Annotated in this window: 19 protein-coding genes, 1 other RNA gene and 1 riboswitch; of the genes, 3 read left to right on the forward strand and 17 right to left on the reverse strand. The window is 37.3% G+C overall.

Annotated features, from left to right (window positions below; translation table 11 throughout):
• Positions 1 to 18 precede the first annotated feature (18 nt).
• A riboswitch (SAM riboswitch) is annotated at positions 19 to 173 on the reverse strand.
• 111 nt (positions 174 to 284) lie between these two features.
• The 5 genes from ACM26V_RS12980 to zupT form a co-directional block, all read right to left on the reverse strand.
• Positions 285 to 599 (reverse strand): metal-sulfur cluster assembly factor, encoded by a 315-nt coding sequence (locus ACM26V_RS12980; RefSeq protein WP_416147130.1) that lies wholly within the window; start codon positions 597 to 599, stop codon positions 285 to 287.
• Between the two features lie 65 nt (positions 600 to 664).
• A complete protein-coding gene (locus tag ACM26V_RS12985; RefSeq protein WP_416147131.1) occupies positions 665 to 1,906 on the reverse strand; it encodes a DUF438 domain-containing protein in 1,242 nt (413 codons plus the stop codon).
• A 13-nt stretch (positions 1,907 to 1,919) separates the two neighbouring features.
• Entirely contained in the window at positions 1,920 to 2,144 is a 225-nt protein-coding gene (locus tag ACM26V_RS12990) for a DUF1858 domain-containing protein (RefSeq protein WP_416147132.1), read from the reverse strand.
• A 694-nt stretch (positions 2,145 to 2,838) separates the two neighbouring features.
• On the reverse strand, positions 2,839 to 4,533 hold the full coding sequence (gene ilvD, locus ACM26V_RS12995) for a dihydroxy-acid dehydratase (protein WP_416147133.1): 1,695 nt from the start codon (positions 4,531 to 4,533) through the stop codon (positions 2,839 to 2,841).
• 218 nt (positions 4,534 to 4,751) lie between these two features.
• The gene (gene zupT, locus ACM26V_RS13000; protein WP_416147134.1) at positions 4,752 to 5,561 is read right to left on the reverse strand and encodes a zinc transporter ZupT; all 810 of its coding nucleotides are present in this window, start codon (positions 5,559 to 5,561) and stop codon (positions 4,752 to 4,754) included.
• A 191-nt stretch (positions 5,562 to 5,752) separates the two neighbouring features.
• On the opposite strand from zupT, the gene ACM26V_RS13005 reads away from it, so the two are divergent.
• Positions 5,753 to 7,126, forward strand: coding sequence for a dipeptidase (locus ACM26V_RS13005; protein ID WP_416147135.1), 1,374 nt, complete (start codon positions 5,753 to 5,755; stop codon positions 7,124 to 7,126).
• 517 nt (positions 7,127 to 7,643) lie between these two features.
• On the forward strand, positions 7,644 to 8,135 hold the full coding sequence (locus ACM26V_RS13010; protein ID WP_416147136.1) for a CBO0543 family protein: 492 nt from the start codon (positions 7,644 to 7,646) through the stop codon (positions 8,133 to 8,135).
• A gap of 95 nt (positions 8,136 to 8,230) precedes the next feature.
• Here ACM26V_RS13010 and ACM26V_RS13015 read toward each other — a convergent pair whose 3' ends face one another.
• From ACM26V_RS13015 to ACM26V_RS13045, 7 genes are all read right to left on the reverse strand, one after another.
• Entirely contained in the window at positions 8,231 to 11,623 is a 3,393-nt protein-coding gene (locus ACM26V_RS13015; protein WP_416147137.1) for an efflux RND transporter permease subunit, read from the reverse strand.
• Positions 11,620 to 12,087, reverse strand: coding sequence for a MarR family transcriptional regulator (locus tag ACM26V_RS13020; protein ID WP_416147138.1), 468 nt, complete (start codon positions 12,085 to 12,087; stop codon positions 11,620 to 11,622). The genes ACM26V_RS13015 and ACM26V_RS13020 overlap by 4 nt, the downstream gene beginning before the upstream one ends.
• Before the next feature lie 289 nt (positions 12,088 to 12,376).
• Complete coding sequence (locus tag ACM26V_RS13025) at positions 12,377 to 13,729, reverse strand: sensor histidine kinase (protein WP_416147139.1); 1,353 nt, start codon at positions 13,727 to 13,729, stop codon at positions 12,377 to 12,379.
• Complete coding sequence (locus ACM26V_RS13030) at positions 13,726 to 14,397, reverse strand: response regulator transcription factor (protein WP_416147140.1); 672 nt, start codon at positions 14,395 to 14,397, stop codon at positions 13,726 to 13,728. Before ACM26V_RS13030 ends, ACM26V_RS13025 begins: the two co-directional genes overlap by 4 nt.
• A 336-nt stretch (positions 14,398 to 14,733) precedes the next feature.
• The gene (locus ACM26V_RS13035; RefSeq protein WP_416147141.1) at positions 14,734 to 15,687 is read right to left on the reverse strand and encodes an LCP family protein; all 954 of its coding nucleotides are present in this window, start codon (positions 15,685 to 15,687) and stop codon (positions 14,734 to 14,736) included.
• 168 nt (positions 15,688 to 15,855) lie between these two features.
• Positions 15,856 to 16,845 carry an LCP family protein gene (locus ACM26V_RS13040; protein WP_416147142.1) on the reverse strand — a complete coding sequence of 330 codons (990 nt, stop codon included), beginning with the start codon at positions 16,843 to 16,845 and terminating at the stop codon, positions 15,856 to 15,858.
• Positions 16,826 to 17,389 carry a sigma-70 family RNA polymerase sigma factor gene (locus ACM26V_RS13045; RefSeq protein WP_416147143.1) on the reverse strand — a complete coding sequence of 188 codons (564 nt, stop codon included), beginning with the start codon at positions 17,387 to 17,389 and terminating at the stop codon, positions 16,826 to 16,828. The genes ACM26V_RS13040 and ACM26V_RS13045 overlap by 20 nt, the downstream gene beginning before the upstream one ends.
• Positions 17,390 to 17,883: 494 nt before the next feature.
• Here ACM26V_RS13045 and ACM26V_RS13050 point away from each other — a divergent pair, with 494 nt between their 5' ends.
• Positions 17,884 to 18,099 (forward strand): hypothetical protein, encoded by a 216-nt coding sequence (locus ACM26V_RS13050; RefSeq protein WP_416147144.1) that lies wholly within the window; start codon positions 17,884 to 17,886, stop codon positions 18,097 to 18,099.
• Between the two features lie 500 nt (positions 18,100 to 18,599).
• Here ACM26V_RS13050 and ssrA read toward each other — a convergent pair.
• The 5 genes from ssrA to ACM26V_RS13075 form a co-directional block, all read right to left on the reverse strand.
• Positions 18,600 to 18,945: a transfer-messenger RNA gene (gene ssrA, locus ACM26V_RS13055) on the reverse strand.
• Between the two features lie 124 nt (positions 18,946 to 19,069).
• Positions 19,070 to 19,540, reverse strand: a complete 471-nt coding sequence (smpB, locus tag ACM26V_RS13060; protein ID WP_416151879.1) for an SsrA-binding protein SmpB — start codon at positions 19,538 to 19,540, stop codon at positions 19,070 to 19,072.
• Between the two features lie 276 nt (positions 19,541 to 19,816).
• Positions 19,817 to 22,138, reverse strand: coding sequence for a ribonuclease R (rnr, locus tag ACM26V_RS13065; protein WP_416147145.1), 2,322 nt, complete (start codon positions 22,136 to 22,138; stop codon positions 19,817 to 19,819).
• Between the two features lie 66 nt (positions 22,139 to 22,204).
• Complete coding sequence (locus tag ACM26V_RS13070) at positions 22,205 to 22,954, reverse strand: alpha/beta hydrolase (RefSeq protein WP_416151880.1); 750 nt, start codon at positions 22,952 to 22,954, stop codon at positions 22,205 to 22,207.
• Between the two features lie 63 nt (positions 22,955 to 23,017).
• Complete coding sequence (locus ACM26V_RS13075) at positions 23,018 to 23,734, reverse strand: alpha/beta hydrolase (RefSeq protein WP_416147146.1); 717 nt, start codon at positions 23,732 to 23,734, stop codon at positions 23,018 to 23,020.
• Positions 23,735 to 23,773 lie beyond the last annotated feature (39 nt).

The following is a 23,773-nucleotide window of genomic DNA, read 5'->3' on the forward strand; positions in this document are numbered from 1 at the left end:
CTATCGGCAGAAAAGTCTCTCTCATCTTTCAAAGGTCAGAAACCTTTGATGGAATTGGCACCTTTTGTCTGATAGAAGTCAAGTTGTGGATAATAACGTCCACACGAATTTCTATCTCTTACAATGGTTGCCGGGCTTCATAGGGCCAGTCCCTCCGCCGCTCTCGATAAGAGTTTTCTTACTATTTAACTATGATAAATTGATGTTTTGATTAGTATGAATAGTACCATGCATGATTAGATTCGTCAATTCTATTTTTTAAGACATTTATTACCGGTGACGTGTTAACCTGGAATTCGCAATGCCATTTTCGCATAGCGAGACATGCGTTCTTTTCCCCACACTGGGCTCCAAACGATATCCACTTCGACATGTTCAATCTCTTCAACCATGTTTGCCACTGTTGTTTTCACACTTGTGACGATTTGTCCTGCCATCGGGCATCCCATTGAAGTAAGCGTCATTTCAATATGTGCATCATTTTTATCTCCAATTTTCACATTATAAACTAACCCAAGATTGACTATATCCATATTAATTTCTGGGTCCACCACTTCTCCTAATGCTTCATACACTTTTTCTTCTATTATTTGTGTCATTGTTTGTTCCTCCTCATATTGTTAATGATTGACTCAATATTTTCTAGATATTTCTGTTATCTGTTTTAAGACATCAATCGCTTTTCACCCGTAATTTCCTGAATAGACTTGATGTTTTGTGTAAACTCCAACGTGCCTTTGTATTCTCCTTGTTCATTGCGAACAGCAAAGTAACGAATTAACACATATTTATCTTTGAACGGAATCCAGAAGTCTTCCACATCTTTTTCACCCGACTTGAATTCATCGAGAAGGGCATTGACGATATGAGAACTTTGCGGCGGATGGCAGTTTTGCACCGTTCGACCAATAATTGACTTTGTGCGATGGAAGACTCTTTCTTTTCCATGTGAAAAATAACGTACAACATCGTTTTCATCAATAAACGTAATATCCACGGGTAAGTGATTCATCATTAGTTCGAGTTGTTGGACAGATAAAATGCCTGTCTCTAATTGAATTACGCCCTCTTTCATAAATGTTCCATCATTGGTTAAATCAGCTCGATCCGGTTGCCATGGGGCTGGTGGTTCTATAAATGTGTACCCGATGACGTCTCCTTCCCTTTCAATCTTCAACCACTCATCTTCAGTCAGCTTTTCGAGTGCCATCGGTAAGAGGATATTTTCCTCTTTATATATCATTTCAGACACTTCATGAACAATCTCATTAACCAAATCAATCACACTATCTTTTGTCCACGTGTCCTCATTTAGCTCTAATCTCAACTCTTTTATCGTTGCGCGAATGCGGTCGTCAACGCCCCACATGACTTTTGTCGGTCCAAAAATACCGTATTTCTCCAAGTAGGGAAAGAGTAGATTTTCTTTTCGACTATAATGGTTATCTAACTCTAGCAAGGCAGTGATGTCGGCAAGAATTTTAGCAGCCTTTTCTTCGGATGGTTCCTTCTCAAATTGATCTCGATGTAATGCTAATTTAAAGTTCACATGGTGATCAATTTCTCTGTTTTCTTGAAAAAAAGTGTGGACTGGATGACCTAGTCGATTTTGCGGATCATTTGCCGAAGATCCATGAATTTCTTCAATTGACCCTTTGAAAACTGCTGTATGAACGGAACATAAACGTTGAACTTCTTCTACTGAGATTCCTTCTTCTTCCATTAATGTTTGTTCCATTTGTGATATTTCACTCACGCTAATGGAGTCAATCGCGCTTTCAAATCGTGCGCGAACATCCTCAACGTTTTTTCCCTCATGTAGTTCTTTGATGATATCTTTCAATAACGCCTGACGCTCCGTTTTTTCAACCGCACTCATTTCTCGGTTATTAATCATTTCACTCATTATATTTCCTCCTCTAATCGGTCGTTTTATACCCATGATTATTTAGTTGTTCACAGACACTTTCAAGCGACATCCCCATTGCCCGACACCCTTTTGGAATCGTCATAATTCTTCCTGCTGATTGCAGCATTCCAGGTTTAGTAATATTGACAAATCCAATACCGCGCATGACATCAGCTAATTCTGGATGTTCTGAGCACAATTCATAAACTGATTTCTTTAAAGATATTTCTTTCATGATTCATCACCTCTTTATTGTGATGTTTAAAGATTTTGGTTTTCTGCGTCTAATTGATAACTGTTTTCATTAAAAGAATATCATGGGGGAGGATTGCCTGATGTGATGTGAATCACTTAAATGAGGTTTTTCACGTTTTGGTCAATGTTTTTAAGATTTTTCCAATTTAACAATGGTAGTAATAGAGTTTTTAACGATTTTTGGATTTTGTTTGTGCCCTTTGTGAGTTCTTCTTGAGGAAACGATTGAATGAGAGAAGAATTCAGACGGATAGAGGATTCGGAAAGATATTAGCGCTACTTCTTGTGATCAGGTGGCGTATTGGTCACAAGCTGTTCTCTCTTGAGACCCTTCTTTCCAGATTCAAGTTCACTATGGGCACAAGCTACCGCTTCTTGTGACCCTTCTTCCCAAATTCAAGTTCACTATGGGCACAAGCTGTTCTCTCTTGTGACCCTTCTTCCCAAATTCAAGTTCACTAAGGGTACAAGCTACCTCTTCTTGTGACCCTTCTTCCCAAATTCAAGTTCACTAAGGGTACATTTCCTTGCTCCATGTACCCTTTCCAAGTCCGTTCTGCTAAGTTAAGCGCACAGCATATCGATGTCCATTACCACTGATCCTGCTGACCGTCTCCCTCTTCCAAAAAACACAAAAAGCACAGCCGATTAGGCTGTGCTTCATCTCTTAACTATTATTCTAAATCGTCGTCTGTTACTGCACCTTTGGATGAAGATCCTACAAGCTTGGCGTACTTAGCGAGAATACCTCTCTTATACTTCAATGCAGGTTGCTTCCATTCCGCTTTTCTGCGCGCTAATTCCTCGTCACTTACATGCATATTAATCTCTTGTGTTCCACTATCAATCGTCACTTTGTCTCCGTTTTGTAAGAGACCAATTGGACCTCCAACAAACGCTTCAGGAGCTACGTGCCCGATAACAAATCCGTGCGAGCCTCCAGAGAAACGTCCATCTGTCATAAGAGCAACTTTGCCGTTTAACCCCTGTCCGACAATCATTGCCGTAATCGAAAGCATTTCTGGCATCCCTGGTCCACCTTTTGGGCCAACGTGGCGGACGACGAGAACATCTCCTTCGACAATCTCTCTTGCTTCGATTGCGACGGTTGCATCCGCTTCACTATCGTACACTTTCGCAATTCCTTCAAAGCGACTAATTTTCTGCCCTGACATCTTTGCCACTGCACCATCTGGAGCTAGGTTACCGCGAAGCACAACAAGTGGTCCGTTCGGTTTAATTGGCTCTTCAAACGGTTTGATAACAACTTGTCCCTCGGTTAGAGATGGAACTTCTGCTAAGTTCTCTGCAATTGTTTTTCCGGTAACCGTTAAGCAGTCGCCGTGCAACAACCCATGCTCATGAAGAAGTTTCATGACTGCAGGAACACCACCGACTTCGAACAAATCTTGCATGACATATTTTCCACTTGGCTTCAAGTCAGCCAAATGCGGAACGTCTTGTCGAACACGTTCGAAATCATCTAGACTCAAATCTACTTCAGCTGCATGAGCCATCGCTAATAAGTGTAAAAATGCATTAGTTGAACCACCAAGAGCCATTACGACCGTAATTGCATTTTCGAAAGCTTCTTTCGTCATGATATCACGAGGACGAATATCTTTTTCAAGAAGTCGAATGACTAATTCACCTGCTTGATGACACTCTTGATCTTTATAATCATCTACTGCTGGCGTTGATGATGAACCTGGAATACTCATTCCTAGCGCTTCAACAGCTGCAGCCATTGTATTAGCTGTATACATTCCACCACATGCACCAGGTCCTGGACATGCACTGCATTCTACTTTATGAAGTTGATCATCATCAATCGACCCTTGCTGGTGCTGACCAACCGCTTCAAACGACGATACGATATCAATATCTTGTCCATTTAGTTTCCCTGGTTGGATTGTTCCACCGTATACGTAAACAGCTGGTAAATTTAACCGTCCCATTGAAATCAGACAGCCTGGTGTTGTTTTATCACAGGCACCAATCGCCACCATTCCATCAAGAGCTTCACCGCCCATTACTGTTTCAATAGAGTCCGCAATTACTTCACGACTAGGTAACGAATAATTCATGCCTTCGTGTCCCATTGCAATGCCATCAGCGACCATGATTGTATTAAAAATCATCGGAGCACCGCCACCAACTGTCGCGCCTTTCTTTGCCTGGCGAGCCAATTCATCAATATGTACGTTACATGGCGTAACCTCACTCCACGTACTTGCGATACCTATCATCGGTTTTTTGAAATCTTCATCTTTAAAACCAACTGCTCGAAGCATCGAGCGGTTTGGCATTCTGTTCACGCCTTCACTAATTACATGACTGCGAATCCGTAAATCTTTTTTGTCATCCATATTTTCATCCCCTTAACAATTATCTCACTTAATTTTTTTCCCTCTTTTGAAAAATTGATGTTATAAATCCTATCATACTCATTTTAACACATCGACGCAATGAGTTTTCTGAAAACATTTATTTCTATGGTATTTAGCAAATAATTCGTGAATACTTCATTCCTAATATAACTATCCTACTCTACATGATTATCTAACCACTTTTTTATGATTCTGATTCAGATTAATAAGAGTAAACTAATTGCCATAACTGCCATCCCAGTCATGACACCATAAATAGGAGTATGCGTTTCATCGTATTTTTTCGCAGCAGGTAAGAGTTCATCCAAAGATATAAAGATCATTATTCCTGCAACCGCAGCAAACACAACGCCAAACAATACATCATTCAAATAGGGCATCAGAATTAGAAAGGCGACGATTGCGCCTAATGGTTCAGCAAGTCCTGACATAAATGAGAGTTTGAACGCCTTTGCTTTATCACCAGTAGCATAATATATAGGAACTGATATTGCGATACCTTCTGGAATATTATGAATCGCAACTGCAATCGCAATCGCAACTCCTAGTGCTGGATCCTGCAAGGCAGCCATAAATGTCGCCATCCCTTCCGGAAAGTTATGAATCGCAATAGCAAGTGCTGTGAATGAGCCCATTTTCAACAATTGCTCATCATCCACAGAAGTACGTTTATATTGCATCTCCTCAACTTTTTTCAAGTTGTGAGGATTTCCAGGTTCTGGGATCACTTGGTCGATAATCGCAATGATAAACATTCCACTGAAAAATCCAGCTACCGTCGCCCAATTACCAGATACCTCACCTAATTCAGCAACGAGAAGAATCCGTGCTTTATAGAAAATATCGACCATTGAAATGTAAATCATCACCCCTGCGGAAAATCCAAGCGCAAACGATAAAAATGTCGTATTTGTTTTTGAAGTGAAAAAAGCTAAAATACTACCAATCCCTGTCGCTAGCCCAGCGATCAACGTCATATTAAAAGCAAAAAGGATATTGTCAGTCATCTGTCTTCCCCCCTGCGTAGCCATTTTTTTTGTGTATGTTTATGCCTATGCTAGTCCCACCTGTATGTTTCCTGTAAAAGTGACAACACCTTTCACAATGGTTTTTTACGGAGAAATATGAAACAATAGCAAATGAACTAGGCAAAATAATCTCAACACATAAAGAATTAAACATTCAAGGGGGAATTGTTATGACAACCAATGTACAAGAATATCTTCAGAAAAACCGTGAAGTGTTGCTAGATAAATTAACTCAATTTCTAACGATTCCAAGTATTAGTACTGACAGTTTATATAAAGAGGATGTACTTAAAGCAGGCAATTTCGTTGCAGATTATTTAAATGAGATCGGCTTTAACAACGTTGAAATGAAAGAAACTGGAGGCCATCCACTCGTTTACGGAGAGTGGCTTGAAGCAGAAAATGCTCCAACTGTATTTTTTTACGGTCATTACGACGTCCAACCGGCAGACCCTTATGAACTATGGGACAGCGAGCCATTCAAGCCTGAAATGAGAAATGGAAAAATATTTGCACGTGGCGCTAGTGATGACAAAGGACAAGTATTTATGCATCTTGCCGTATTTGAAGCGTTTATGAAAACGGAAGGGCGACTGCCTGTAAACGTCAAAGTCATCATTGAGGGAGAAGAAGAAATTGGCAGTGAAAACCTTTATCCTTTCCTAGAAAAAAATAAACAATTACTATCTGCTGACTTTGCCCTCATCTCTGACTCAGGTATGGTTGATAAAGGCCAACCAACCATGCTTTACGGTCTCAAAGGTTTTACAGGGCTTGAAGTGACAGTCAACGGACCAAATCGTGATCTTCACTCTGGCTTATACGGTGGGGCTGTCAAAAATCCAGCGATGGCACTAAGTCATATACTTGCCTCGCTGAAAAATCAAGATGAACGCGTGACAGTTCCAGGTTTTTATGATGATGTCGAAGAACTAGCCACAGACGAACGCAAGCTGATGAACGAAGCGCCCGGTGAAAACTTCCTTGAAACGACGGGTGTTCCAGAAACCACAGCAGAGGTCGACTACACGGTGAACGAGCATATTATGGCACGACCAACACTTGAAGTTAACGGCATGTACAGTGGGTACCAAGGAGAAGGGTCGAAAACAATTATTCCTTCCTCGGCAACAGCAAAAATCACCTGCCGGTTAGTTCCAGGTCAAGAACCGCAAAAGATACAAGATTTGCTCGTGGACTACATTGAAAACAATGTACCAAAAGGTGTTACTGTAACGGTCAAACGCGAAGCATTATCTGCGAAAGCATACAAAGTTGACCCTAATCATGCCCTTTTACAAAAAGCTGCTGAAAGTCTAACTTCTGCTTTCAACAAAGAAACCGTCTTCGTCCGACTCGGAGGATCGATCCCAGTCGTCGAACAACTGGATCAACTCTTTCAAATTCCTGTTGTTCTTCTTGGGTTCGGCACACCAGAAGACAACCTTCATTCACCGAATGAAAGTTTCCCACTAGATCATTTTGACAAGGGCATGGACGTACTAGTTAATTTTTACAGCGCAGCTCGGCAAAAAAGAAATTGACGATAAAGGCTTTGGAGAGATAATCTCCAAAGCCTTTTTCCAATTATAAATAAGGACTACTGAATAATTAAAAATGCTAATTGTTAATAGGGTTACCGTCTTTTTTATCGTAGTAAAGTGCAAAGGATTGATCGGAACATAGGCCATAAACCTTGCAGGTTAGAGAGTTTTGCCATCTTTAAACACTAAGGATGCCTCTTTCATGGCGAGACTCCTGCGGTAATGGAAGTCCTGGCAAGACCCTGCAGGGCATTTGCCCGAAGCGGCTTGACGACTTCACCGCGGAAAGCGAAGCCATGAAAGAGGCATCCTACTCTCATAAATATAGTACCTTCTTTGCAAAGACTTAAGTTATTCAGTAGACCCTAAATAGAGGTTATATAAAAACTGTTGTTACAATAATCCCTGTCTTTTTATTAAAGTTACGTGCAATGGAAATTAACTCCTTCAACATATCAATGACTAAATGAATAATAGTTGAAGTAATTTATCACTCTATAACAAGAGGTGTTGAAACATGACTAGAAAAAAAGAAAAGAAATTTTTAATAATCATCACTACCATTTCACTAATCATATTACCGTTTGCCATCATAAAACGTTCATTCAAAGATTGGATTATTGTTTACCTTGTCAGTGTTATTGGAAATTCTTTTGCAGATCGATTGCTTGTGTCAAGAGGGTATCTGGAATACAAAATAAGACCTTTTCCAAAAAAAATTTCAATTCATTTGCCGTTTGATTATGTGCACTACCCTTTACTTTTACTTTATTTCAATCAACTTACGCTAAATAGCAAACCTTTAGGCATTCTTTTGAAAGTCTTTCCTTTTGTCATTCCTCAAGTATTGTTTGAAACTTATTTAGCAAAAACTACAGACTTAATCACTTGGAAAAATGGTTGGACATGGCACCACTCATTTATATCTTTATTTGTTAAATTGTTATTATGTCGAGCGATTATCGCTGTTATCCGTACCGTCAATAAAGGGACGATCTCAACCAATTGATAAAAAAAGTTTTCGAATTTCAAACAAAAATAGGCTATTGAGATAATAATACTCTCAATAGCCTAAAATGAATCTGTTTTGTAATTAATTGCTTCTTACTCACCGTCGTTTTTTCTTCGTTCTTTTTTCAATACATCTTCTAATAAATCTAATAACTCTTCTCTTCTATCTTCCTTTGTTTCTCCACGATCGTTTTTCGTATCGTTTTTGTTTTCACTAGTTTGATCAGTAAATTCGATATCCTGTATCTCTTCATCATAGTCATATTCGTCTTCAGTTATTTCCCGATAATATTCTTCTTGATCTAGGGAATCTTCCTGTTGCGACTGATAACTATCTGATGGTAAAGCATATTTTTGCTGATCTTTCTGGTTGGTACTTCTTTCATCAATTAAATATGCTGGAATTAATTGTCCATCAGGTGTTACATAATTTTTATTCAAATGCCGCGTTTCTTTATCAAAGAAACTGTAAATCACAGGAATGAAGAACAATGTTAAGAATGTCGAACTTATCAACCCACCAATAACCGTGATTGCCATCGGTTGTTGAATTTCTGATCCCTCTCCCATTCCTAATGCTAATGGTACAAGCCCTAGAATCGTTGTGATTGAAGTCATTAATATTGGACGAGCACGATCTTTCGCTCCTTCAACAATTGCATCATAACTTCGCATACCTGATTCTTTCATTTTATTAATATAATCGACTAGCACAATCGCATTATTTACAACGATCCCTGCTAATACTATTAAACCAATAAACGCCATTACACTTAACGGTGTTAATGTTAAAGTCAATCCGAGCGCCACACCAATGATTACCAATGGGACACTGAACATGATTACAAATGGGTATTTAAATGACTCAAATTGTGCTGCAAGTACTAAATACACAAATACAAGAGCAAGCATAAGCGCTAATGTTAAATCACTCATCGCACTTTCAAGTAATTCTTGATCCCCTGTAAAATTCACAGTCGTTTCATCTGGAATATCTAGATCATCGATGGTCGTTTCGGCTAATTGAGATATTTCGCCTAGACTATATTGATTTCCATACTGTAACGAAAACTGTACGGAAGACTCTTGGTTAATCCGGTTAATAGTTGCTGGCCCTTCACCTTCTTCTACTTCAACCAATTCACCAAATTCTACATATTCTCCAGCGTCATTACGAAGTAATAAATTTTCTACATCATCAACAGTAGTCGTAAACTCTTCACCATATCGGACATGTACTTCATAAATATCTTCTTGCTCTGTCACAATTTGCGTGGCAAAAGCTCCATTCATTTTTTCGTTTATCATTTGTGCAATTTGTGCAGGAACAAAGCCATTTTCTCTAGCAGCTTCATCATCGACATTGTATTGAATTTCGGTAACGGTGTCTGTTAAATCATTCGATACCTCATTAAATTCACTCATGTCTTCAAATTCTGCAAGAATCTCATCGGCAACTTCTTCCAACCGAGTCGGATCGGCATCTGTTACGTCAAATGATAGCGTATTTGGTGCCCCACCCATCATTGCCTGTTGTTCGACAGATACTTCAGCATCTGGGGCTGCACGTTCAACATCTCGTCGGATAGAGTCTGCAAAATCTATTGTAGAAATATTTCTATCTTGTAAAGCTTGCATCGTAATAAAAATAGACGCTTCATTTGATCCGGATCCTCCAAATAATGCTGCTTCTGGTCCTGTGGATCCAATTGTACTCATATAGTGTAAAATATCTTGTTCATCATCTAAAACTTCTTCAATGTTTTCTACTGATTCGAGCGTCTCTTCAAGTGGTGTTCCATGTTCTAATTCCACACCAATTTCGAAGAACCCTTCATCTGTATCTGGAATAAATTCTACTCCTACTTGGGAGACACCGAAGACACCAGCAACTAGGAGGAAGAATGTAATTGCCAATACTCCTAACCGATGTTTCAATGACCACTTAACTGAACTACTAATAACCTTAATAAATTTACTTTTTTGTCGTTTCTCCTCCATATTTTCTTTCGGAGTTTTCAAGATTCTACTAGCTATCATCGGTACAACTGTTAACGCTACAGCAAGTGAAGCTAATAAACTGAATGAGACAGTCAAAGCAAACTCCATGAAAATATTCCCGACTATTCCGGAAATAAAGACCACCGGTAAGAAAACAGAAATTGTCGTTAACGTAGATGCTGTTATCGCACCCCCAACTTCTTTCGTCCCATCATAGGCAGCTGTTTTCGGATCCTTTCTCATAGACAAGTGCCTGTGAATATTTTCAATAACAACTATCGAGTTGTCTACAAGCATTCCTATTCCTAAAGCAAGACCACCCAATGTCATAATATTTAATGACATATTTGTAAAGTACAATAACACAAACGTTACGATTACTGAAAAGGGTATCGCAATTCCAACAATCAGTGGTGTCTTCACACTTCTTAGAAATCCAAATAAGACTAGAACTGCAAATAATCCACCAACAATTAATGCTAACGATACGGAAGAAATAGCTTCTTCGACATATTCTCCTTGATCAAAAAGCATCGCCATTTCAATATCACTGTATTTATTTTCATCTAGTAATCGGGCTAACTCTTCATTAACTTCTGACGAAATTTGTGCCATGTTACCATCTGATTGTTGTTGTACACTCATCATAATAGCAGGTTCTTGATTTGTTCTCGTAATCGCTCCGGAGTTTTCCGGTAGTAATTCAACAGAGCCCACATCTGCAACGGTTACGTCATCCCCTGTCTCTGCATCGACAGTAAGTACAACATTTTCAATATCTTCTATACTTGTCATTTCAAATAACACGCGAGTTGTAAACTGAAGGTCGTCACTTTCAACGATACCACCAGGAGATGTCACATTATGGGATTGAATCATTTGAATCACATTCGACTGATCTAGTCCATACTCCTCGAGGGAATCCTGGTCGAGTTCTACTTGAATTTCATCAACTTCTTCACCTGTCAAATCAACGGAAGCAACACCATTTAGCTTTGCCAATTCCATACTTAAATCCTCTGCTAATTCACTAAAGTTATCTTCGTCACCAATCGATGACAACGACAATTGCATAATTGGCAGTTGAGAAGGATCAAACTTCAAGAAGGTTGGTGATCCCGCTTCAGACGGTAATTGCGCTTGACTCATCTGACTTCGAATATCATTTTCTACATCATCCATTGACGTTGCCCAAGAAAACTCCAATATTGTCATGGAAGATCCTTCCATGGAAATCGAACTAATATTATTTAACCCAGGCACTGTAGCTAAACTTGTCTCTAGCGGCCTGGAGACCTTTTCGACTACTTCTTCTGGTCCGGCATCTGGATAACTAGTCACAACAGCACCTATTGGTGGATCAATATCAGGCATTAATTGTAATGGGATATTAGTAAATGAAATAGCCCCTAATAGTAAAAATAGAACCATCGTTACTATTGTAAAAATTGGTCTTTTAATCGAAAATTTTGTTAGATTCTTCACTCGTGTTCCTCCTTGGTTTCTACAATGATATTATAAAACTTACTAAAGCTGCTTTTTATAACTAGTAGATCGTCTTCTTCCATTTTAGATAAATACTTCAGAAAAACCGTTGATCTTATCTTGTTCATTTCATCGAGTATTTCTCTTCCTTTTGGTCCCATTTCTATTAACGTACTTCGACGATTCGAATCTTCAACTTTCCTCTTTAATACATCTTGTTGTTCAAATTTCGCAATGATCTGACTCACCGCACTTGGTGAGACATTTAAGTATCTTGCTAAATCTTTCACATGATTGATTCCTTTATGTTCTATTAAGAATAAAACCATTTGTTGATTATGGGAAAGGTTCATCATTCTCTTGCCCATTTCAGTACCAAACTCACGACCTAATTCGTGTCTTAAAAATATATTGATATCTAAAACTACCTCTTCCAATTCATTCATAATTTTCTTTCGGTCCATTAACACCCCACCCTACAGTTAAGTTAATAAACACTTTAGTAACTTAACAATAAGATACCATGTGAATATGAACTCAAAATGAACTGGAAAAGAATTTATCTCAAGACCTAGAATATATCTTTACAGAAATATCGTTCGTCAATGACTATTCCAGCTTAGTATATCTATTTCTCTTCTAACAAGCATTCATACTTTCACTCATTTATTGTAGATCACTTTTATGAACTAATAATGAACTAAAAATATGTAATAAATACGAGCGAACGATAGATTGCCGGCCTAATCACTGTCACTCAAGTTTGTTTTTTGGAATTTTTACCGTAAATGTTGTCCCTATTCCTTCTTCACTTTCTAAATCAATTGTGCAATTATTGATCGATAGAATTCTCTTCACGATCGCTAGACCTAGGCCACTTCCCTCTGCACTACTTCTAGCTTTATCTACCTTATAAAACCTATCAAATAGGTATGGAATGTCTTCCTTAGGAATTCCTTTTCCGCTATCACTAATTTTTATAGTTGTTTCATGACTCTTACTTTCCATTACTATCATTATTTCGCTACTTGGTGAGGAGTATTTTATAGCATTAGTTAATAGGTTTAGCCATACCTGCTCAAATAAATCTTTATCCACTGTCACTTCTTCCGATTGCAGATCTAACTGAATTTTGTTGTTTCTCTTTTTCCACTGCGGTTCAGTTGCTAATACAACCCTTCTTATCTGCTCATCTAAATTAAATGTAACAGGATGAAATGGATGTTTTTCGGAGTCAAGTGACGCAAGCTGCAATAAGTTCTCACTTAACCTAGATAATCGATCTGTTTCTTGATAAATGATATCTAAGTATTCTTGTTGATTTTTTACCGGGACGACTTCATCCCTAATCGCCTTCGTAAATCCTTTTATTGAAGTTAGCGGAGACTGGATTTCATGAGAAACATTACTGACAAAGTCATCTCGCATTTTGTCTATTTTTTCTAACTCAGATGCCATATAGTTAAAACTTGAAATTAATTCTCCAACTTCGTCTTTATCTCTACTCTTTAAACGAACGGACAGATTCCCAGTAGCCATCTCTTTTGCAGCGCTCGTTAATTTCTTTATAGGATTAACTAAATACCTTGATGCAAATAAAAATAACAAACTACCAATTAATAGCACCAAAAAAAGTGAGACGATAATAATTTTTTTAAAAGCAGCCACTTCATCCTCAAAACTAAGATGAATAAACATTGCATATGACTCATTAGATATTTCTAAGGGCATACCTACAGTTCTCGTCGCATCTCTTTTATCATACGGTAATATAGTTTGATTCATTTCAGCATCTAAAAACCTTGATTTTGTTTCCTCATCAACTGAAAATGCCGCATCATTCGACGAATATGAAACACCCTCTGCATCGATTAACAAAAGTTCAAAATTAAACTCACTTAGCGTATCCACGACAAGATCAGCATTTTCCTGATCGGTGATTTCAATTATGTCAGAAACTCCTGTTGCTATTTTAGAAACTTCTTCATCAAATATGACTTCTTGGTGAAAAAACAGAGAAGTGATCATGTATGAAATAAAAATACTTATGATAACAACACTTATAAATGCTAGGATAATTCGCATATAAAGACTTTTTTTAATCAATTAAATTCCTCCAAGCGATATCCTAGTCCTCTAACCGTTGTTATTTTAATATCTGCAATTGGAACTAACTTCTCTCTTAATCGTTTGATGTGGACATCTACAGTTCGATCGTCCCCTTCATAATCATAGCCCCATATCTTTTCAATTAATTGTGAACGAGTAAATATTTTCCCAGGTGACCTCGCTAATTCTGATAACAACTCACATTCTTTTCTTTTTAAAGATACCGTTTCATCTGAAGACTGAACAAATAATTGTTCCTTGTCTAACTTTGATGAACCTATCATGATAACGTTAGTTGAAATAGAGTTGTACCGCTTTAATAATGCCGTTACTCTCAGTGTTAATTCTACTGGATCAAACGGCTTTACTAAGTAATCATCTGTTCCAGCGCTAAACCCTCTTACTTTATCCTGTGATTCACCTTTAGCAGTAACCATTAGAATCGGAATATTTAGAAATGATCGGATATCTTCTGTTAATTCAATGCCATCAATCTCAGGCATCATCACGTCGATGATTGCTAAATCAATCGTTTCATGAGATAAAAGGTCTAATGCTTCCTGTCCATTCGAAGCTTCCACCACATTGAAATTTTTATTTTCTAGATACAGTCTTATCAATTTGCGAATATTCACATCATCATCAACAACTAAAATTTTGTTCATATTTATCTCCCCTATGCTTCGTGTGACGATATTTATATTTTTCACAACTAAAATTTAAGTTTTTCAATAAAAGCAAACATCATACCAATGTTTCCCAATGAAATTATACTATAATTATCACGATAGAACGATAGATAACGTCTTTGAATACATGTGAAAAGCCCACTTTTGTGAACAGAGTGGGCTTAGGTGTACTATCGAGTTACTGCGTGTCAAATACTTAAAGTGAATTAATTATTATGTTGTTTTGTTACTAAGATCCCCTAGAAAAATGTGTTATTTATAACCTAAACCTCTCAATCCTCAAATTGTTTCCATCCCCTTATGGGTAACAAATTAAGCAGGGTTTTGATTTAGAAACTTTTGTAAAACTTCTCTATTTTCTTTTAAATCTGGATCTAAGACTTCTCCTACACCATCATATGTTTTAGATGTAAACGATCCATCAATAGGTATTCTTAAATTTTCAATATTTGTATCATCACTAACAAATTCTGTCCCAACTGACATTATTGTTTGATTATCAATATTGGTGTTTATAAAAGGTTGGATTGTTCCTATCATATTAGGAATTTTTGTAATACCTTTAATACTAGTCACTTCATCAGCTATTTGACTCATTACTTCTTGCTGCCTTTCAACTCTACCAAAATCATTTTGTGAATCGTGTCTAAACCTCACATATCCTAACAATTCTTTTCCATTTAATTTCTGAGCTCCTGGATAAAGAGTTAACCCAATATTTTTAGACATTTCGTTTTCTACTTCCACCTGAATACCATCTGGGAAAGTTGTATCAATAAGATGAGAGAAACCACTAAAGTCAATGGTTGCATAGTACTGTACATCTATATCAAAGTTTTCCTTGATAGTCTCTCTAACTAATTCAGCCCCTCCTAATGCATGGGCTGCATTTATTTTTTGTTTATTATAACCCGGTATTTCTACATAGGTATCTCTCATTATTGAGACGATTTTAGAGGTTCCCGTTTCAGGTTCATATTGAAAAATCATAATAGTATCCGATCGTGAACTCTCACTCCCTCTAGCATCTACACCTAAAAGTAGAATATTAACATTTCCAATACTGTCTTCAACCCCTTTAAATTCTACCTCTTCATTAGGGATATCTAATTTGTCCGTTAGCTCCATTGCCTCTTTAACTCCTTGTTTATATTCAAAATAAGCATAAACTGATGTTACAACAACCAAAGATAACATTATAGTTAATGTTAAGAAAATCACATTTTTTATTTTACTTTTTTTTCTATCACGTCCACTTATAACCATAATTATGTGAATCCTTTCTAATTTATATATTATTTATCTCAAGTTCGTCTGCAAAAACACCACTTTCAATTGTATATAAATTTGGTCTCCCCTATTTGTTCATTTCTCCATATTTATGCCTCACTTTTATTAAATCAAGTATATTTATAACAAAATATACTTCATATTTTAATTAACTTCCTCAAATAGGTAATTATTTATCTCATCGCTTATTTCATAATTTGTTTTATCATCAATCTCATAAAAGTAGGTCTCATTAACCAACCGACCTGTCCCTTTAATTTCTAAAACATCAGTATTCCTGCTATTATTTAGATATGACTTTAATAGTATATTAACCTCTTCATTATTTATCTCAGTCTTAAAAAGATTAATAATATCGTTGCTTTCTAGCTCTTTTTCAAATACTGTTAGTAACACTTCATTTTTCCTCTCAATACTTCCCAACTCTCCTCTAGGATCATCTTTTCTCATCTCTCCATAGAGAATTGCGTCTTGTCCTTTAAGATGTAAATCTCCTTCAGAAAAATCTTCCCCCTCATAACTGAACTCAAATGGATTAGTAACATCTACTCCATCAATACTATTTATTAGTTCTACGAGTTCTTTGTCTGTTATATGAATATGGTGGTTAATCGGAATATTATAAAACTGTTGTACGTCCTCTCTTATTCCTTTGAATCCTCCGTTTTCATAACTATCATTGATGGTTAGAATTTTGTCTTCATTAATTGACATATTTAAGAAAAAAGGAATGTCTACTAATTTTTTATCTTGTTTTTTAGGGGATAACGCCAACACAATAGAAGAACTTATAGCTTCGTTATTTTCTCTAGTAATCAAAAGGGATATAGGTTTTTCTTCTGACAATAGAGATTCATTAACCATTTCGTTATTCACAAAATTATTTGCTGAATTTCCAGAATTTAATTGATCTACTGTCAATTTTTCGGAAAGAATGGGTTGGACCAATAAAAATAAAAGGACTCCAACAGCAGGAAGAGTTATAATATAACTCCAACGAAATGAAATAATTGACCGATTCTTTTTCTCGTTAATTCTTTTATAAACTGACTGTCTACTTTTTTCTGATAGACTTTTCCCGTGATATAAACTGTTGTCTAATATCTTTTTCAGTTCATCTAATTGTTTTTCCATATATATTACCCTCTCTTTCTAACCCTTTTTTTAATTTTTGTTTAGATCTTCTTAATCGAGTTTTTACTGTTGATTCATTAATTGAAAGGATATTTGCAATTTCAGATATTCTAAGTTCTTCATAGTAATAAAGCAAAATCACTTCACGATATTTAATAGGTAACCTAAAAATTTGTTTCACTAATATCTCATTTTCCTCTTTTTGAAGTATTGTGTCTTCTGGTATATATTCCTTAGATGTCATTCGAATAGATTGAAAATTATGTAAGAATACCCTTCGAAACGAATAACTTTTAAGAACATCTTTGCACCGATTTATAGCTATACGGTAAATCCAATTTTTTAAGGATGCATCTCCCCTAAACTCATCAATTTTGATATAACACTGGATAAGGACATCTTGAACTAAATCTTCTGCTTTGCCCCAATCCTTAACATAGTTAAAACATAACCTAAGCAACTGATCTCCATATTTATCAAAAATCATGCCGATCCAATCTTCTTTATTTTTTATATAATCACAATCCTCAAATGGTTCATTCATCAATTTCACTCCAATTTTTTTCTTAATGTATTGACGACTGAACAATACATTAGTTTCAAATATTTTATATTTATTGAAAGAATATTTAAACTCATCTAAAGAAAAGTTGATTACAGGACTTTTTTTAACTTGAAGAGAAAGTCTGATAAAAAATACCTCACAATCCTATTTTTACGATAAATAAAAAGAATCCATTTTGAACAAAGTTGTTCAAAATGAATTCTTTTCCAGCAAATTTAAGTTTCAATTTATAAAAAATATTGATTATTTTCTACCTTCGTTGTTCACTATTGTCAAGATTGTTGAAGATCATTTTTCTATAACAAAATATCTTTGTACTGTGCAGTAATTGTTCAACAATGTTTTAAAAAAAATTCTCAAGATAGCAATCGAAAAAAAATCAAAAAACGTTTGATTTGATATAGTTAATTAGTGCTTAATCAAAACTCAAGGAGGAATAATAATGACTGTGAGACATACAAGCCTATTTATTGATGGACGGAAATGCAAAGGAAGCTATTCAGTTTTATGAACAAGCAATCGATGCTAAAGTTCTTGAAATCATTTCATACGGAAAAATGCCGGAAATGCCTAATACTTTTACGGCTGAGCTGAAGAACCTTGTTGCACATGCAAAGGTACAAATTGGAAACACAGAACTTATGATTTCCGATAATCCAGATAGTTCGCCTATTCAAAAGGGAAAGTAGATTACACTTTGTATTACAACGAACGATAGACACTTGCCTTCCGCTAACAGTTCCTACTACCAAGCCTGTAGTGGACTTTCACCACCAAGTTGTTAGACATGCCGGGCACACCACAAAAATAAAAACCACCATAGCAATATGTATGGTGGAGACGGTGGGACGTGTATTTCCATGCTTTCGTCATGGCACTGACTATATCTTGAACTTAATCGCTATGTCGTCTAGCTAATTAAGTCCCTTGGCGTATTATGTGAAATGTAGTTTTGCCAACATTCATTGGCTGATTTCACATCCTAGTACTACCTTGAAGGCAGTCTATAAGTCGATACACGGCTGGTGAATTGCTTCCCATACCGCTCGGCATTGCCATACTGTGTAAACGATGTCCAAACGAAGGGCTTTGCTGTCCTCGTTTTGACCATTCATTATAATACAGGGTAGGTTTCACCGATAAAGCCAAGTTTTCACTTGTGTGTCACCACACAAGGCGACTATGTTACTAATCGAACCCACGTCCAGAGGCAACGCAACAGAAGCTTCTACGAGTGTAGTCGGTTTATTAGAATTTCGCCATCATTTCAGCCAACCAGACAGGCTTCTTTGAGGCTAACCTGATTAATCTCTTCCTATTGTCCTCAGGTGGAGAACTCCAGGCGTATCCCACTGAGAGTGAGTCCCTGATCCTAACACATGGGCGATGTAGGGAGGAACCGCTTGCAGGGTTGTTACGCCGCTGCTAAAGCGAAATCGTTATCTTGTTTGCCAACTATAGGCGTTGGGCGTTTTATACGAGGACACCCAGCTCGACTCGCCACTAAAGCACGACCTACCCCTGTCGAATCCAGAACGTCCCCATGTAAGTGAGAACGATAAGGGATAAATCTTATCGGTTGTTCATAAAACTTTTGTTTAACGACATCTATTAGTATAACATATGAGACTTACTAGTCAAATGGTAAGCTTCCCCATTCTAACGACCTAAATTCACATCTTTCATTGCACGTTGAATTTCTCTATTTGCATCTTTTCGCTTCAAATCTTCACGCTTATCATGTTTCTTTTTCCCTTTACCAATACCAATTAGTACTTTTGCGACGCCATTTTTAATGTAAATCTTTAACGGCACAATTGTGTATCCCTTTTGCTGGGTCAACCCGATAAGCTCGTTAATTTGCTTACGATGTAACAATAGTTTTCTCGCGCGAACAGGATCATGATTGTAACGGTTTCCTTGTTCATATGGACTAATGTGAAGATTAGACATCCACACTTCGCCTCCCGTTACTCTAGCAAACGAATCTTTTAGATTTACTCTTCGATTTCGTATCGACTTAATTTCCGTTCCTGTTAAAACCATGCCTGCTTCAAATGTTTCTTCGACATGAAAGTCGTGTCTTGCTTTTTTATTTTGTGCGATCAGTTTTCCTTCAGCTGCCATGATTCCTGCATCCTTTCTGTCTTCCTCGTTGTGCAATTATACCAAAATTTGTGTGTGCCATCAATTTGTTTATCGTTAGTGGTTTATGGCCTCAGATTACAGGTTTCTGATGATAATTATTCTAATATCAGCATATAACTTCGGTTTTTGTGCAAAGAGCCTTGTAATATCAGCATAAAACCAGTATTTTCTGCATAAATCTGAATTACCAGCAGCATCCCACCCCATTACAAAAGCTCATCCCACCAGGATGAGCTCAACAATCATCAATATTGGTCGTTATTTGTTCTTCTTTTTGCCTTTTTTACGTTTACCTTTTGGGGCTCCTTCATGAAATGGTTTTTTTCTGCCTTTTTTCTTAGCGTCATCTTTCTTTTTACCAGTAGATTTAGACTTATCGCCTAAGTTGATCCCTTTTTTACGGTTGCCACCTTCAATCACTCTTGGGGCATCGTTCCTACGCGCCTTCCGTGGTTTCATGCCGACGACTTCAAAATCAATAATTCTTTCCTCGACATTTACATTTGTAAGTTTAACATCGATTTCGTCACCGATCCGGAACACGTTCCCTGTGCGCTCCCCAATCATCGCATAACGCTTCTCGTCATAGTGATAGTAGTCATCTGTTAAATAGCTAACGTGCACTAAACCTTCAATCGTATTAGGCAATTCTACAAATAAACCAAAGTTGGTTACTCCGCTAATGACCGCTTCGTATTCCTGACCAACTTTGTCCTCCATATACTGGACCTTTTTGACCTCATCTGTTTCACGTGAGGCTCCTTCTGCACGACGCTCCATTTCAGAAGAATGGCGGGTAATTTCAGGCAACTTGTCATTCCAACTTTCGATCGTTTTGTCGTCCGTTTTGCCATGAATTAAATACGTGCGAATTAAGCGATGCACAATTAAATCTGGATAACGTCGAATTGGAGACGTAAAGTGCGTATAAAAGTCAGCAGATAAACCAAAGTGTCCGATATTTTCCGGTTCATATTTCGCTTGCTTCATTGAACGAAGCATTACCGTACTAATCACCGCTTCTTCTGGCTCTCCTTTTACTTGCTCAAGCAATTCTTGTAAGGCCCGAGGATGAATCGTATTCGACTTCCCTTTCACGACGTAACCAAATGTCGTGATAAATTCAAGAAACTGATTTAATTTTTCTTCGTCTGGATCCTCATGAATGCGATATACAAACGGAACTTTCATCCAATGGAAGTGCTCAGCGATCGTTTCGTTTGCTGCAAGCATAAATTCTTCAATTAATTTTTCGGCAACACTGCGCTCTCGAATAACAATCTCTGTCGGCGTTCCTTCTTCATTTACGTTAACCCCTGCTTCTTTGAAGTCAAAATCAATCGCACCTCGTGAGAAACGTTTTTTTCGTAAAATTGCAGCCAAGTCTTCCATGTTTTTGAAAAATGGAATCAAGTACTCATAGCGATCCATTACTTCTTGATCTTCTTCTAACAATATTTTTCGTACATCGGTATACGTCATTCGCTCATTTGTTTTAATAACACTCTCGTAAATATCATGATTCACAACTTCACCTTGAGGAGAAATTTCCATGTCACAAGAAAGTGTTAGACGATCTACTTGCGGATTCAGTGAGCAAATTCCATTTGATAAACGGTGCGGAATCATCGGAATAACTCGATCAACTAAATAACAGCTTGTTGCACGATCTGCCGCTTCCTTATCAATTGCTGAGCCTTCCTTGACGTAATGCGTCACATCAGCAATATGAACAGCTAATAAGTAGTTACCATTTTCAAGCTTCTTCACTTGAACAGCATCATCCAAATCTTTCGCATCAGCACCGTCAATCGTTACGATCGTTTCATCTCGCAAATCACGTCGGCCTTCGATCTCTTCAGGCGATATCTCATCTGGAACTTGATTAGCATGTTCAACAGCTTCCTCAGGAAATTCTCCAGGTAATCCGTGTTTATGAATAATGGAGAGAATGTCGACACCAGGATCATTTTTATGTCCCAGTATTTTAGTCACATGACCTTCTGCGCTCATTCTATCTTCAGGATATTTAGTTATTTCAACTAGAACTTTATGGCCATCAACTGCACCTAACTCTTGATTTTTCGGGATAAAAATATCTGTTGGAATTCGTTTATCATCAGAAATGACAAACCCATAATGCTTATCGTCTGAATATGTTCCAACCGTTTGCGTCACTCCACGCTGAAGAATCCGAATAATCGTGCCTTCTGGGCGTGAGCCACTCGTATTTGTTTGCATGCGCACAAGTACTAAATCTTTGTTCATAGCGCTATTCATTTCTGCACCGGGAATAAAGATGTCATCCATCCCTTCTTCCGTTTTCACGAACGCAAAGCCTTTAGGATGCATGATCACCTCACCGCGAATCAAATCCATTTTTTCTGGAAGTCCATAACGATTTGTCCGTGTTTGGACGATATCTCCGTTTTCTTCTAATTCATTTAGCAATTTTACAAAAGCTTTAAATTGACTGGAATCCTCGAGGCCAAACGCTTCTTCCATTTCTTTAATGGATAACGGCTTGTCCACTTCGTGCTTCATATGATGGAGGATTCCTTCCTTTGTCTGTTCTTTCATTGTTTATATCTCCTTTCAATGTGAATCTTCATCACACGAAAAAATGTCTACACGAACTGAATATAATTAATTTTCCTTCCAATCCAATTCTTCTAAAAAAGCATACACATCTTCATGTAATTGATCCCGCTCTTTATCTAATGTTATCACGTGACCTGACTCTTCAAACCATTTTAGCTTCTTATGATCACTTTCGACCTCGTCATGAATCATATTCGCACTATCCGTATTAATCATTTGATCTTGACGAGCTTGTACGACAAATGTAGGTGTATAAATCATGTCTAGATTTTTGCGTACTTCTTCGTTAAGTTCTTGCAAAGCTGTTAATGTTGTCATCGGTGTTTCTTTGAAGCGATCCATTTCTTGTTCTATAGTATCTTCGTCTTTACCTTCCCACTTCTTGTATTTTTTCGCGTAAGCAAGCACACCCTGATACATGATTTCTTCACTTTTTATATGCATTGGAGCACACATAGGGATTATTCCCTTTACAGGTAATGTGTACCCTAGTTTTAAAGAAAATACCCCACCTAGCGATAATCCAGCGACAGCGATTTCGTCGTGACCCATTTCTTTTAAATGATGGTAGCCTTCTAAGACGTCTTTCCACCAATCATCAGGGCCTGTGTGAACTAATTCTTCAGGTGGGACACCATGCCCTTTCATATGAGGCGCGTGCGATGTATAACCTCTTTTTTCTAAATAACGGCCTAACATGCGGACGTCCGCTGAATTTCCAGTGAACCCGTGAAGAAGAAGAACAGCGCGTTCTCCTGCTTCGAATGTAAATGGTTTCGGTTGTGCAACTTTCATCATCTTCAAATCTTCCTTTCATTCCAGTCAGACAATGTCTACTTTTCATCATATTCAGAAGAGCTACTTCTGCATTTCCACAATTTCCTTCGTTGTTTTTGCAAAAAATTCATCTATCTCATGTAATAGTTGTTCTTTTTCTTCACCAAACCAAATATAATGTTTCGCTTCTGGGAAAAAATAAATTTCTTTCTCATCGGATTGAATACGTTCATAAATATAATCTGCACTTTTTTTAGGTACAAGACCATCACTTTCACCTTGAACAATCAACGTTGGTACCGTGACTTGATCTAAATGAGGTCGAAGTTTTTTAACCATCCGTGCAAACTCAATTGTTGCAGACATTGGTGTTTGCTTAATTTTTTCGCGATAAAATTGGTAATACTCATCATTTTCCAACTCGCCTTGAATCCCTTCAATAAACCACTCTTTTACATCCTGAATGATCTGTTTCGGATTAATATAGTAAGTGGCAGAACTAATTAGTACCAACCTATCAACCGGATACTGAGAGGATAAATAGCTAGCAATCACTCCACCCATTGAAAAGCCAATAACATAAACTTTTTCACACCGCTCTAACAACTCTTCTAATGCAACTTTAGCCTTGTAAAGCCAATGCTTATAAGTAACCGATTTTAACCCTTTTCTCGTACCATCGTGGCCTGGTAATTCTGGACAATAAACGAGCCAATTCTTTTTCTTAAAGTGATATTCAATATCTTCAACCTCTTGAGGCGTCCCAGCAAAACCATGGATAATTAGGCATCCAATCATGTTCATCACTCCTAGTCTTTACACTTTTAACTGAGTTGT

This window comes from Salipaludibacillus sp. HK11, from assembly GCF_047795645.1.
GTDB lineage: Bacteria > Bacillota > Bacilli > Bacillales > Salisediminibacteriaceae > Salipaludibacillus.

Coding starts and splice junctions, on each gene's coding strand:
- ACM26V_RS12980 (WP_416147130.1), bottom strand. CDS start 599: ATGACACAAATAATAGAAGAAAAAGTGTATGAAGCATTAGGAGAAGTG.
- ACM26V_RS12985 (WP_416147131.1), bottom strand. CDS start 1,906: ATGAGTGAAATGATTAATAACCGAGAAATGAGTGCGGTTGAAAAAACG.
- ACM26V_RS12990 (WP_416147132.1), bottom strand. CDS start 2,144: ATGAAAGAAATATCTTTAAAGAAATCAGTTTATGAATTGTGCTCAGAA.
- ilvD (WP_416147133.1), bottom strand. CDS start 4,533: ATGGATGACAAAAAAGATTTACGGATTCGCAGTCATGTAATTAGTGAA.
- zupT (WP_416147134.1), bottom strand. CDS start 5,561: ATGACTGACAATATCCTTTTTGCTTTTAATATGACGTTGATCGCTGGG.
- ACM26V_RS13005 (WP_416147135.1), top strand. CDS start 5,753: ATGACAACCAATGTACAAGAATATCTTCAGAAAAACCGTGAAGTGTTG.
- ACM26V_RS13010 (WP_416147136.1), top strand. CDS start 7,644: ATGACTAGAAAAAAAGAAAAGAAATTTTTAATAATCATCACTACCATT.
- ACM26V_RS13020 (WP_416147138.1), bottom strand. CDS start 12,087: ATGGACCGAAAGAAAATTATGAATGAATTGGAAGAGGTAGTTTTAGAT.
- ACM26V_RS13030 (WP_416147140.1), bottom strand. CDS start 14,397: ATGAACAAAATTTTAGTTGTTGATGATGATGTGAATATTCGCAAATTG.
- ACM26V_RS13035 (WP_416147141.1), bottom strand. CDS start 15,687: ATGGTTATAAGTGGACGTGATAGAAAAAAAAGTAAAATAAAAAATGTG.
- ACM26V_RS13040 (WP_416147142.1), bottom strand. CDS start 16,845: ATGGAAAAACAATTAGATGAACTGAAAAAGATATTAGACAACAGTTTA.
- ACM26V_RS13045 (WP_416147143.1), bottom strand. CDS start 17,389: ATGAATGAACCATTTGAGGATTGTGATTATATAAAAAATAAAGAAGAT.
- ACM26V_RS13050 (WP_416147144.1), top strand. CDS start 17,884: ATGGACGGAAATGCAAAGGAAGCTATTCAGTTTTATGAACAAGCAATC.
- rnr (WP_416147145.1), bottom strand. CDS start 22,138: ATGAAAGAACAGACAAAGGAAGGAATCCTCCATCATATGAAGCACGAA.
- ACM26V_RS13070 (WP_416151880.1), bottom strand. CDS start 22,954: ATGAAAGTTGCACAACCGAAACCATTTACATTCGAAGCAGGAGAACGC.
- ACM26V_RS13075 (WP_416147146.1), bottom strand. CDS start 23,734: ATGATTGGATGCCTAATTATCCATGGTTTTGCTGGGACGCCTCAAGAG.